The following is a 13,286-nucleotide window of genomic DNA, read 5'->3' as shown; positions in this document are numbered from 1 at the left end:
AGAATATCTATTTAATGGATAATTAACTTTATCTTCTATAATATGGGTCGTTTTTTGTGAAGACATCTGTGAAAAAGGCGAAGTTCTTTATAAGAAGCACTTTCACTATAAAATCTTGATTGACGAATACAATTGGGTACATATAAAATGTTCATAATAGACCGTTGTTCAATAGGAACAACCTATTTTTTGACTTTAATGCTTTCGTCTATGAAAGCGGGGAAGCGTTGTCGCTTTATGTAGAAAATTGAGTTATGAATTTGGTGAACAAAGAGAGGGGTAACATTGATGAAGAGAAAAATGTGGTTATCACTGACGCTCTCCGCACTGCTCGTGACAGCAGTCGGTTGTGGAGACAAGCCGGGAGGCGAAGGGACCAAGACCGCTGGCGGTGGCGATGCCGAGAAGAAAACGTATAGCATTGCTATTTCACAGATCGTAGAACATCCATCCCTGGATGCAACACGGGAAGGCATACTGGCAGCATTGAAAGACGCCGGTATCTCAGAGGATGAAGGAACACTGAAGATCGATTACAACAATGCTCAAGGCGACCAGGCAAATAACTTGTCAATTGGTCAGAAGTTAAAGGATACTAAATCGGATCTGGTGATAGCGATTGCAACACCATCCGCACAGGCTGTTGCTGATAATGTGAAAGAGAAGCCTGTCTTGTTTGCAGCTGTTACGGATCCGCTTGATGCGAAGCTTGTAAGCGACCTGCAGAAGCCGGGCGGCAATGTGACCGGAGCATCGGATACGAATCCTGAAGCAGCCAAACAGTTGATGGACTTTGTCAGTGCCCAATTTCCGAATGTGAAGAAGGTTGGTCTTGTAATTAATGAAGGGGAAGCAAATGCGGTTGTCATGGCTAAGACAGCTGAAGAGGCGCTTGCTGAGCATGGCATTGAGCTGGTTAAGGCTGCTGTTACCAATACTTCCGAAATTAAACAAGCAGCTGAATCACTAGTAGGAAAGGTAGATGCCTATTACATAACGTTGGATAACGTTGTGGTCAGCGGCGTTGATACCATTATCCAGACAGCACAAAAGAATAAAATTCCGTTCTTCTCCAGTGACCGCGATACAGTGGAGAAGGGGGCATTTGCAACCGTCGGATTTAAATACTATGACCATGGCTACCAGGTTGGTCAAATGGCGGTAGAGATCCTGAAGGATGGTAAGAACCCGGCTGATATGGAGGTTACAAAGCCGGATAAGCTTGATTTGATATTGAATGCGAAGGTTGCGGCTGACTATGGTATTGAAGTAACGGACGCCATGAAACAGGAAGTCAAAGACCCGGACAACAACATCATCGAGTAACTGTAAGGCGCGGACATGACTGCCCGCGCCTTGCTTAATTCTATAAGGAGGGTCATGACATGCTGGATTTCATAATGAAATTGGATGGTCCGATTGAGCTGGGCCTATTGTATGCGTTGATGGCACTTGGCGTGTATATAACGTTTCGGATTCTGGATTTCCCGGATCTAACGGTGGATGGAAGTTTTACAACAGGCGCAGCGATTTCAGCCGTTCTGATAACGAGCGGAGTGAACCCTTGGCTTGCAACGCTGGCTTCATTCGGCGGAGGTATGCTTGCGGGAGTATGTACAGGTTTACTTCATACGAAAGGCAAAATTAACGGCCTGCTGTCCGGTATTATTATGATGATCGCCCTGTGGTCCATTAATATGAGAATCATGGGCAAGCCTAATATTTCACTCAGTCAGGAAAAGATTATATTCGGTTCGATTGATCCGATCTATATCATGCTCGTGATCGTAGTTATCGGAAAGCTGCTGCTGGATGCATTCTTCCGCACGGATCTTGGTCTCGCACTCCGAGCAACCGGAGATAACAAGCGGATGATTCGCAGCTTTGGTGCCAATACCGACACAACAACGATTCTGGGCCTCAGCATCTCCAATGGACTGGTAGCTTTATCCGGGTCCGTGGTTGCCCAGCAATCCAGCTTTGCCGACATTAGCTCAGGAATCGGTATGATTGTGATTGGTCTGGCATCGGTTATTATCGGTGAAGCAGTGCTCGGAACGGGTTCGGTCTTCCGGACGACGCTGGCTGTTATCTGCGGTTCCGTAATCTACCGGATCGTTGTAGCTGCTGCCTATGAGATTCCTTGGTTAGAAGCTTCAGATTTGAAATTAATCACGGCAGTTATCGTCATCATCGCACTGGTCGTTCCAACCATCAACCGGGCGATGAAACAACGTTCACAGGCACGAAAGCGCTCCACAGAGCTGTTGGCTACACAAGGGAAGACCAAGGGAGGTGCGCTCTAATGCTGGAGATGAATCATGTGTCCAAGCTGTTTAATCCGGGAACGGTGGATGAGAAGATCGCCCTAATGGACGTTAATCTTCATTTGAAGCCGGGGGATTTTGTAACGGTTATTGGTAGTAACGGAGCAGGTAAATCCACGCTGATGAATATTATTTCCGGCGTAATGAAGCCGGATGCCGGAGAAGTTCGCATTGATGGTACGTCCATCGGACATTTGCCTGAGTTCAAACGCAGCCGCTGGATCGGACGGGTATTCCAGGACCCGATGGCGGGTACGGCACCGCATATGACCATTGAGGAGAATCTGGCAATGGCATACCGCCGCGGCCAGTCCCGGGGCTTCAGTATTGGCGTTACAGCCGCCAAGCGTGCTACCTTTCGGAAGCACTTAGAGAGGCTCGGCATTGGACTTGAGAGTCGTTTGCGGGCGAAAGTTGGGATGCTCTCAGGCGGAGAGCGTCAAGCGTTAAGCCTGTTGATGGCTACCTTTACGCAGCCGCAAATCCTCTTGCTGGATGAGCATACCGCTGCCTTGGATCCTGCACGTGCTGATTTGATCACTCGCATCACCGAAGAAATCGTCCGTGATATGAAGCTGACAACGCTCATGGTCACGCACAATATGGAGCAGGCAATCCGTCTTGGCAACCGCCTCATTATGATGGATAAAGGACGCATCATTCTGGATGTCAACGAAGAACGCAAGAAATCGTTGACGGTAGAGCAGCTGCTCGGGGAATTTGAGCAGATCAGCGGTCACAAGCTGTCCGATGATCGTCTGGTTTTGGGATAACTCTTGTTCCAGATGACGTCTCTTTATCCTCTAGCGAGGAATAGGACTGTCGATGAAGTTTAACACAAAAAGCGTTCCGAGAATTACGGAACGTTTTTTGTTTGATTCATAGTTAGATATAGAAGTATGTAAAATGAGATATCATTCTTTTTAAATTATTATTTGGATAGATGCCGGAAATAACTATTGACCGCTGGAATATTAATCAATATGATAGGATATAGAAAAATATACTAATATTTGGTTTATATACTAAGGTGGTGTTAGCTTGGTGATGACTGCCACGATTCGAGAACAAATTGAAGGCTTTTTACATAAAAACGAATTAACAATTAATCGGTTTGCCGAGATTTCTGAGGTTAACAGCGGCACGCTGAGCAATATTCTCAATGGGAATCGGCCGATTTCCATGCACCAATTAGATCGAATCACAGAGGCCATGAGTTTGGAAGAGGGTTATTTTTACGATTTATACATAAATGAATGTATTTTTCATGCTACGCCGGATTGGCGTCGCTTAGGGCCATTTCTTCACCGTTGCGCCGAGCTGGGGAAGCTGGATTGTCTGGACCAGTGTGTCCGATTGACCATGGATAACACTTCCTATGCGCCTTTGTTATTCGATACGGCTGAACATTTTTTCAAAGAAGGAAAGCGTGAGGCGGCTGTACTCCTCTATAAGAGCGTGGCTGAAAGCGAAAGATTTCAGCACTCGGAGCGTTTGGCCCTGTGTCAGTATCGGTTATTTACGCTTGAGCTTTCGGATGATCAGGAAGCTAACTTACAAGCAGCTGTTTATTTCGAACCTTTCGTGGATCGGTTGGATGAGATGTATCAGTTGGAAGCGCTTGTGAAATTAATCAATGTAAATTCATCTCTCCATCGTTTGAACAAAATGAATGAGTTAGCAGAAAAAATGGGAAATAGATCCATGATTCAGTACAAGCAAAGGAACTTCTTAAATTATGAGGTAGATCATCCTAAGCACTCACTTGTCTTCTATATTCTCTATTCATATCTTATCAAAGCAAAGTTTTATTGTGAAAATGGAGACTATGAAGATGCTCTACACTATGTGTCTTTATATTCTGATCCTAATTTTGTAAGCGAACCAAGTGTAGAGGAGCTTAAAATTATTACGCAGTTTAAAGAGTGGGGAATCGCGAATCGTTACTTATATCAACTTATGGCCGGACAAGTTGAAGTTCTTGGTGATTATGTAGAATATGTTTCAACAAGAGAAGATGAAATATTTCCTGCGTTGTGTCAAATTATGATTGTTGCAAATCGATACGATCTAGATGTGGATCAAATTCTTGATCGTTTTAAGGATTATTTGGTCTATAGAGAGCAGAAGAATCATATGGTTAAGATTAATAAACAAGTAACATTAGATAGGTTTACTCGTCTGTTAGCAGAAATGGGAATATATTATTTAAATAAAAGAGACATAGATAGAGGTTTACATTATTTATTGGAAAGCTTATCTAATTCAGTTATAATCAATAGTAGTAAAGGTATGCTACGGTGTATAGGATTGTTTGAGCAATACCGATCTGCTTCCACACCTGAAACAGAAGAAAAATTCAATAATTTAGTCAGTGAGGTGTATAGATTAAATGAAAAGAAAATTGGCTTATCTGTTAGTTATTTGTAATATTGTTTGGATAACTACGAATCCTGTATTAATACCTAAGGATAAAAATAGTAATCCTCCGTCAATAACAATCCTTAGTCATCATGGTGATGGTGGAGAACTTTAAGAATATTCCTGACTTTGATGCTCAATAAAATAAAAAGATGACTTTAAGATACAGTATCTTAAAGTCATCTTTTTTTTGTGAATATTTAAAAAAATTATAAGATATTTCTATTATAAAGAGTGTATTTCCTATTGACCACAGTTATACAAAATAATAGCATATAATTACTAATATATGGTTCAACCTGGGGGTGTTGTTGTTTGGAAACGACAACCACGATTCGCGGAGAGATCAATAAATTTCTACAGGATCAGCGTATGACGATTAATCAATTTGCAAGGGTAACGGGTATTAACAGCGGCACACTCAGTAGTATTCTAAATGGGAATCGCCCCATTTCCATGAACCAGTTAGAACGCATCACGGAAGGGATGCAACTGGAAGAGGGATATTTCTATGAACTTTACATATACGAATGTATTTTTAATACCATTCCGAACTGGCGGAGGCTTGGATCTTTCCTTGAGCGATGTGCGGAACTGGATAAATTAAAGAGTTTGCATAGAGCAGCAGGGATGGTGATGGAGAATATTAATTATGCGTCGTTGCTGTTTGAAATGGCTGAGGTTTTTTTTAATGAGGAAAAATATAAGGCAGCCGCTATACTTTATGAGTGTGTGGCTGAGAGTGAAAAGTATCAGCATTCCGAAAGACTTGGATTGTGCCATTATCGCATCTTTATTATGGAGCTAGGTGATGATGCAGAAAAAAATTTAAGGCTTGCAATAACTTTTGAGCCTTATATTGATAAGTTAGATGAATTTTCTCAACTAGAAGCTTATAGAAGGCTAATTAATATAAATTTATCTCTCCTGCAGTGGAATACTGTGAAAGTCCTTGCTAGAAAACTGGGTCATATAGCTAGATTACATTATAAGAATAATAAAAGGGTTACGATCTTGCACGATGGCCAAGAAAAAACGGTGATTTTTTATATACTTTATTCTTATCTAATTCAAGCTAATGTCTGTAGAGAAGCTGGAAACTTTGAAGAAGAATTAGAATTTATATCATTATACGAATATCCGGATTGGATAATCGCTCCTTCCGACCAGGAACAAATAATAATTTCTCAGTTTAAAGATTGGGCAATCGCGAATAGGTACCTATATCGGATGATGTCTGGATATTCAGAGGCTGTTGAGGAATATGTGAATTATATAAAAACGAGAAAAGATGAAATCTTTGTGGCCTTATGTAATGTAGTGGTGGCAGCGAATCGTCATCACTTCAACATAGATCATATTTTGGAGCAGTTTTCTAAGTATCAAACCTATAAACAGCAGAAAAGCCAACTGGGTAAGATCAGCGAGCACATTACAATCAGTCGTTATAATCGCCTCTTATCAGAATTGGGAATATACTATTTAAATTCAAAACAGTATGACAGCGGTTTATCTTATATACTTGATAGTCTCGAATATTCCATAAGAATCAAAAGTGATAATGGGATGCTGCGATGTATGGGGATATTTGAGCAATTCCGTCATTCATCATCCGAGGAAATACTAAAAAGGTATGAAAAGTTAATTCGTGAAGTTCAAAAATTATCCGTGTATGCTTGGAGCCCTCAAGTAGAAGGGAAACGCTAATTATTGGCTTGTCTGGGGGGTTGTTATGTGATAACGACAGCAACGATTCGACAAGAGATCATGCAATTTATGAAAGATCATGATATGACGATTAATCAGTTTGCGAGATTATCCAGTATTAATAGTGGATCGTTAAGCAGTATTCTGAATGGAAATCGTCCCATGTCGGTGAATCAGATTGATCGAATTACTGAGAGCATGGGACTAACAGCTGGGCATTTCTATGATCGTTACATTTACGAATGTATATTTCATACAACCCCCGACTGGAGGCGTTTAGGAGCCTTTCTTGAACGATGTGCTGTATTAAATAAACTGGATTGTCTTCAAGCAGCCGCGCGTATGACGATGGAGAATATTACGTATGCCCCGATGCTATTCGATTTAGCTGAATCCTTTTACAACGAAGAAAAATATAAGGCTGCGGCAATATTGTATGAATGTGTGGCTGAGTCTGAGAAGTTTCAACATTCCGAAAGGTTAGCCCTCTGTCATTATCGTCTTTTCATACATAGCTTAAGTGATAATCAAGAGACCAATTGGCAAGCGGTGGTATTATTCGAGCCCTACATTGAAAGGTTGAATGAAAGCTACCAACTCGATGCATATCAAAAATTAATCAATATTTATGTTTCACTAACACAATGGGATAAAGCGGCTTCTTTAGCAGTGATAATGGGATCTAAGGCTATGGCAGGATATGAGAATCCAAACAGTGGATATCAAGGCAGACATCCACGCATATTCTATGTCCTTTACTCCTATTTAATAAGAGCAGCTAATTATTATGAATGCAGGGATTATGAACAAGCTTTGTACTATGTAGGGTTATATGAAAAACCAGACTGGATAAATAAACCTACGAAAAATGAATGCAAAATTATTGAACAGTTTAGGGAATGGGCAGAAGCTAATCGATATCTATTTGGCCTAATGAGTGGTCAGCTAGATGCTCTAAATAAATATGTGGACTATGTCGCATCAAGAGAAGATGAGATTTTTTTGGCAATATGCAGCATTATGATTGCCGCTAATCGTTATCAACTTTATGTTGATCCTATATTGGATCGCTTTAAAGAGTATCTGCATTATAGACCTCAGAAAAATCAAATCAGCACGATCAGCGAGCATGTGACTAGGGGCCAATACACTCGCCTCTTATCAGAGTTAGGAATATACTATTTGAACTCAAAACATTACGATCGTGGATTATCCTATATCCTGGACTCTCTTGAGTATTCCATAAGAATTAAAAGCGATAATGGGATGCTGCGGTGTATGGGGATATTTGAGCAGTTCCGTCATTCAGCATCCGAGGGAATACTGCAACGGTACGAAAAATTAATTCGTGAAGTCCAAAAATTATCCGTGTATGCTTGGAGCCCTCAAGTGTAGGTTCAATACTAATAAGGGCTTTTTCTGGGGGGTTGTTATGTGAAAAGGACAGCAACGATTCGCCACGAGATCATAAAATTTATGGAAGAAAATAATATGACGATTAATCAGTTTGCGAGATTATCCAGTATTAATAGTGGATCGTTAAGCAGTATTCTGAATGGAAATCGACCTATGTCAGTGAATCAAATTGATCGAATTACTGAGAGCATGGGTCTGACAGCTGGGCATTTTTATGATCGATATATTTACGAATGTATATTTCATACAACCCCTGATTGGCGGCGTTTAGGAGCTTTTCTTGAACGATGTGCTGTATTAAATAACCTGGATTGTCTTCATATAGCTGCGCGGATGACGATGGAGAATATGACTTATGCACCGATGTTATTCGATTTAGCTGAAACCTTCTATAACGAGGAAAGATACAAAGCTGCGGCAATTCTGTATGAATGTGTGGCTGAGAGTGAGAAGTTCCAACACTCTGAGAGGTTAGCCCTCTGTCATTATCGTCTTTTCATACATAGCTTAAGCGATAATCAAGAGACGAATTGGCAAGCCGTGGTATTATTCGAGCCATACATTGAAAGGTTGAATGAAAGCTACCAACTCGATGCATATCAAAATTTAATCAATATTTATGGCTCACTAACACAGTGGGATAAAGTGGATTATTTAGCAGTGAGGATGGGGACAAAGGCTAAGGCAGGTTATGAGAATCCACAAAGTGGATATCAAGGCAGGGATCCACACATATTCTATATACTTTACTCCTATTTAGCTAGGTCAACTCATTATGCTGAATATAGGGATTATGAACAAGCTTTGTACTATGTTGGGTTATATGAAAACCCAGACTTTATTAAAAATCCTACGGAAGATGAAAATATAATTATTGAGCAGTTTAGGGAATGGGCAGAAGCTAACCGATATCTGTATGACCTATTGAGAGGGAAGCCAGATGCTTTAAGTAAGTATGTAGACTACATCGAATCAAAAGAAGATGAGATTTTCGTGGCTATATGCAATATTATGATTGCAGCCAATCGTTACCAACTCCGTGTCGATCCTATTTTGGAGCGCTTTAAGGAGCACCTGCAGTATAGATCACAGAAAAACCAGCTTGGTAAAGTTAGCGAGCATGTGACAAGGGGCCGATATACACGCCTTCTAGCTGAGTTAGGAATTTACTATTTGAATTCAAAACAATATGATCGCGGTTTATCCTATATTCTGGACTCTCTGGAGTTTTCGATAAGGATCAAAAGTGATAATGGCATGCTGCGGTGCATGGGGATTTTTGAGCAGTTCCGTCAATCAGCATCCGAGGAAATACTACAACGGTATGAAAAATTAATTCGTGCCGTTCAAAAATTATCCGTGTATGATTGGAGCCCTGTTGTATAGGGCGGTATGCTCTGCAGTTTCCAGGTTTTCGAACGATCTGGGACGGGTAACATATGATGCGTAGACAGTCCGTAGGCTATAGCCTTAAAGTCAGCTTTATGATAAACTCGGATAAGTCTGTTTTTGCATATTGGTTTACAGTAAGGAGTCCATGTCATGACATCAAGAAATTCTTTAGTTCAAGATTCACATTCAGCAGGGCGTACATGGCTGACCTTTGCAGGTATCATTCTTATTGCCATTAATCTGAGAGCAGCGATTACTTCGGTGGGCCCGCTGATCGGGATCATTCGTGAAGATACGGGCATCTCGAGCACTTTAGCCGGGATGTTGACCACACTGCCGTTATTAGCATTCGCTTTATTATCACCGCTGGCACCGACCATGGCCAAGAAGTGGGGACTGGAAACAACCCTGCTGCTGAGCATGGTCGTTTTGACGGTTGGTATTGGCATTCGCTCGATATCCTCGCCATATACACTGTTGCTAGGTACCGCATTCCTCGGCATGGCTATAGCGGTAGGTAATGTGCTGCTCCCGAGTCTGGTCAAACGAGATTTTCCGAGACATATCGGATTAATGACAGGCACATACTCTGCCTCGATGAACCTGCTTGCAGCGATTGCGTCCGGTTTAAGTATTCCGCTGGCTACCCAAGCAGGGCTTGGATGGCAGGGCTCGCTTATCTTATGGGCATCGTTATCTGTGGTGGCGAGCGCGGTATGGATTATCCGGCGTGGTCGTTCGGGAAGAACCGTTGAAGTGAGCTCTGCTGTGACCAAACAGCAAAGTGTGTTTAAATCACCACTTGCTTGGTATATTACTTTGTTTATGGGGCTTCAATCGTTTACGTTCTATGTGAACATTTCCTGGCTGCCTGAGATTCTGCGGAGCCAGGGCATCGATTATAGTGCTGCAGGCTGGATGCTCTCCATTCTTCAATTTGTCAGTCTGCCGTTTTCCTTCATCATACCTGTGCTGGCGGGGCGGAACCCTAACCAGCGGCTGCTGGTGACCATTTCGGCATTATGTATGTTGATTGGTTATGGCGGCTTGTTAACGGGAATGTCCTCATTGAACCTCTTATGGGTGATGCTGGTTGGTATTTCGGGTGGTGCGAATTTCAGTTTATGTTTGATGTTCTTCACCTTGCGTACCAAAACCGCTCAAGAAGCCGCTGCGTTATCCGGTATGGCGCAGTCATTGGGGTATTTATTGGCTGCTGTCGGCCCGCTGCTTATCGGTTACTTGCATGATGCCACGGGAGCATGGAGAATCCCGCTGACGTTGTTGTCAGGCGCTGTCGTTGTATTGTTCATTACCGGTTTTATGGCAGCGAAGCCAGGCTATATCTCAGTACCAAACGATGAGAAGCAAAAAGGTTAACTTAGATTGGTAATCACCAACAAATATTATTCTTGCGCAATAACCTAGGAACGAACCATGGACACACAAGTCCACGGTTCGTTTTTTTATGGACAGCTCCTGTTTCCCTTAGATCCACATCCAAATGCGCAAAATTTTACACTCTGTTTACATAAAGCGGTAGATTGGACAACAGTCTTCATATAATCTGAAATTTGATCATGCGCTATACATGGTAGCAGACACAATGGATGATGTTCTTTCATTTATCAAGCTTACAGGGAGCGATGATATTGAATTCGCAAACAGAGATAGATCAAGCACAAACCCAAATGGGGAATACGCTGCCAACTGGCAAGTGGCGTGCATTGAACGAAACCTGGTGGACAGCTCTGCAGCTGGGGCTTACTTCGTTTGGAGGGCCAGTCGCTCATCTTGGATATTTTCATCAGACTTATGTACGGCGTAAACAGTGGTTGGATGAGAAGAGTTATGCGGATCTGGTGGCACTAGCTCAGTTCTTGCCGGGTCCTGCAAGCAGCCAAGTGGGCATTGGTGTTGGGATTATGAGAGCAGGGCTGTGGGGCGGTCTGCTCGCCTGGCTCGGCTTTACTTTACCGTCTGTGCTCATGCTGATGCTGTTCGCTTACGTGATGCAAACATTTGACCCTGGTTCGGCAGGGTGGATTCAAGGACTCAAGATTGTTGCTGTGGCTATCGTGGCACAGGCGGTACTGGGCATGGCCGGCAAGCTGGCCTCTGGACCCGTGCGGGCAGCTATCGCGCTAATTGCGATGGCTATTGTCCTTCTGTGGCAGAGTCCCATCACTCAAGTGGCCGTAATTGCTCTTGCAGGTATAGCGGGGGTGTGGTTGTTTAAGCAGCAGGTAAACAAAGAAAACGCCTCTGTGATCCGAATGCCAATGAGTCGGAGAGCTGGTCTTCGTTGTTTAGGTCTGTTTGTTTTGTTATTGATAGGTCTCCCAATCCTTAATGGGATGACTCATATTGAATGGATAGGGATTGTTGACAGCTTCTACCGTGCGGGATCGCTTGTATTTGGAGGCGGACATGTCGTTCTCCCGCTCTTGGAAAATGAGATCCTTCTCAACGGCTGGATGTCTAAAGAGGATTTCCTAACTGGTTATGGAGCGACCCAGGCCGTGCCTGGGCCCTTGTTTACTTTTGCCGCTTACCTTGGTGTATTGATTTCAGGAGTTCCCGGGGGAATCATAGCTACACTGGCCATATTTTTGCCAGGGTTTCTATTGATCGCAGGGACCATGCCCTTCTGGAACAGCTTGCGCAGCAATCCCAAGCTACAAGGCGTGTTGATAGGGATGAATGCTGCTGTGGTTGGGATTTTGCTGGCAGCATTATATCACCCCATATGGACATCCTCCATCCGTAGTCCGTTAGAATTTGTAATCGGGGCGGGGCTGTTCGGAATGCTGATGTTCTGGAAATGCCCCCCGTGGCTTGTGGTTCTCATCGGAGCATTAGCCGGACAGTTGTTTCTGTAAAGTGTGATTTAGCTAAGACCTTGGCATCCTATCCAAGGTCTATTTGTTGTGCAGGAGTAAATCCTTGCAGATTGGTTAAGTATTAGGGTGTACGTTTTCTTACCGTTTTTGCTGGCTCCTAGAGTATCAAACCTTAATACTATATAGAAATGAGTGAAAGTGGATATATGATGGACAAAGAAGTGAAGGATTGCATTATCGTTGGCGGAGGAATTGCCGGTCTGCAAGCAGCATTACAATTGGGCCGGTATTCTGTCCATGATATTCTGGTCATTGACCGTGGCGGGGGACGCTCTTCCCTCTGCAAGAACTACCGCAACATACTAGGTTGGCCGGACGGAGTATCCGGTGATGAGCTAAGGAAGTTAGGACGTAAGCAAGCGGAAGCGGTTGGCGTAACGTTTGCAGATGATGATATCCGGATGGCAGAGCGAGACCAAGCACAGCATTTTGTGTTAACCGGTACAGACGGAAAGCAATACAAATCGAGAACCTTGCTGCTGGCAACAGGCTTGATGGACCGCTTTCCCAAGCTTCCCGGACTCATGTCTGCCCTCGGGACTTCCATCTTTGTGTGCCCCGATTGTGATGGATATGAAATCCAGGATCGAAAGACCATTGTTATAGGTTCTGGGGATTCCGGAGCCAGCATGGCCGTTTTGTTATCGGAACGAACCAGGGATTTAATCTATATCAATCATGAAGGGAAGTCTGTATCTTCTGAATATCTGTCTCAATTAGTGAAGCTCGAGATTCCCTATGTTGAGAAGAAGGTGTCCGAGATTCGCTGTGAGGAAGAAGGTATCCTATCGGCCGTCGTACTGGAGGATGGCAGTATAATGGCAGCAGAGCGGGGATTTATATCCTTTGGCGGAAACACGATATATTCTGAGTTGGCTGAGCAGCTGGGGGCGGAGCTTGAGCACAACCGGCATGTTAAAACCGATCCCCGGTCCAAAATGACGAATGTCGAGTTACTATGGGCCGTAGGTGATCTGGGTGTCCATTCCGAATTGTCTACGGTGGCGATGGGGGACGGCTCGGTGGCAGCCATCTGGATTCATAAAGCTCTTAAGAAAATGAATAACGGAACGGATCAATAAATAAACCGCCTGATCAGACACGGCAACGATGCTTCATG

The 13,286-nt window shown here is 43.2% G+C and carries 10 protein-coding genes; all 10 read left to right on the top strand.

Annotated features, from left to right (window positions below):
* Window positions 1-288 precede the first annotated feature (288 nt).
* The 10 genes from ABEQ74_RS04105 to ABEQ74_RS04060 all read left to right on the top strand — a co-directional run bounded on the left by ABEQ74_RS04105 (window position 289) and on the right by ABEQ74_RS04060 (window position 13,248).
* Window positions 289-1,326: an ABC transporter substrate-binding protein gene (locus ABEQ74_RS04105; protein ID WP_430119748.1), complete on the top strand. Its 1,038-nt coding sequence runs from the start codon at window positions 289-291 to the stop codon at window positions 1,324-1,326.
* Between the two features lie 59 nt (window positions 1,327-1,385).
* Entirely contained in the window at window positions 1,386-2,306 is a 921-nt protein-coding gene (locus ABEQ74_RS04100) for an ABC transporter permease (protein WP_430119746.1), read from the top strand.
* The gene (locus ABEQ74_RS04095) at window positions 2,306-3,100 is read left to right on the top strand and encodes an ABC transporter ATP-binding protein (RefSeq protein ID WP_430119744.1); all 795 of its coding nucleotides are present in this window, start codon (window positions 2,306-2,308) and stop codon (window positions 3,098-3,100) included. Before ABEQ74_RS04100 ends, ABEQ74_RS04095 begins: the two co-directional genes overlap by 1 nt.
* A 268-nt stretch (window positions 3,101-3,368) precedes the next feature.
* Window positions 3,369-4,757: a helix-turn-helix domain-containing protein gene (locus ABEQ74_RS04090; protein ID WP_430119742.1), complete on the top strand. Its 1,389-nt coding sequence runs from the start codon at window positions 3,369-3,371 to the stop codon at window positions 4,755-4,757.
* A 306-nt stretch (window positions 4,758-5,063) separates the two neighbouring features.
* The gene (locus tag ABEQ74_RS04085) at window positions 5,064-6,455 is read left to right on the top strand and encodes a helix-turn-helix domain-containing protein (protein WP_430119740.1); all 1,392 of its coding nucleotides are present in this window, start codon (window positions 5,064-5,066) and stop codon (window positions 6,453-6,455) included.
* Between the two features lie 27 nt (window positions 6,456-6,482).
* Window positions 6,483-7,850, top strand: a complete 1,368-nt coding sequence (locus ABEQ74_RS04080) for a transcriptional regulator (RefSeq protein WP_430119738.1) — start codon at window positions 6,483-6,485, stop codon at window positions 7,848-7,850.
* A gap of 39 nt (window positions 7,851-7,889) precedes the next feature.
* Window positions 7,890-9,257: a transcriptional regulator gene (locus ABEQ74_RS04075; RefSeq protein ID WP_430119736.1), complete on the top strand. Its 1,368-nt coding sequence runs from the start codon at window positions 7,890-7,892 to the stop codon at window positions 9,255-9,257.
* A 156-nt stretch (window positions 9,258-9,413) separates the two neighbouring features.
* Window positions 9,414-10,643 (top strand): CynX/NimT family MFS transporter, encoded by a 1,230-nt coding sequence (locus ABEQ74_RS04070; RefSeq protein ID WP_430119734.1) that lies wholly within the window; start codon window positions 9,414-9,416, stop codon window positions 10,641-10,643.
* Window positions 10,644-10,954: 311 nt separating this feature from the next.
* The gene (locus tag ABEQ74_RS04065; RefSeq protein WP_430120908.1) at window positions 10,955-12,145 is read left to right on the top strand and encodes a chromate transporter; all 1,191 of its coding nucleotides are present in this window, start codon (window positions 10,955-10,957) and stop codon (window positions 12,143-12,145) included.
* A gap of 167 nt (window positions 12,146-12,312) precedes the next feature.
* The gene (locus ABEQ74_RS04060; RefSeq protein ID WP_430119732.1) at window positions 12,313-13,248 is read left to right on the top strand and encodes an NAD(P)/FAD-dependent oxidoreductase; all 936 of its coding nucleotides are present in this window, start codon (window positions 12,313-12,315) and stop codon (window positions 13,246-13,248) included.
* Window positions 13,249-13,286 lie beyond the last annotated feature (38 nt).

Origin of the sequence: Paenibacillus solani, assembly GCF_050475945.1 — a bacterium.
Classification (GTDB): Bacteria; Bacillota; Bacilli; order Paenibacillales; family Paenibacillaceae; genus Paenibacillus_AQ; species Paenibacillus_AQ solani_A.
This window is presented reverse-complemented; position numbering and strand designations above follow the sequence as displayed.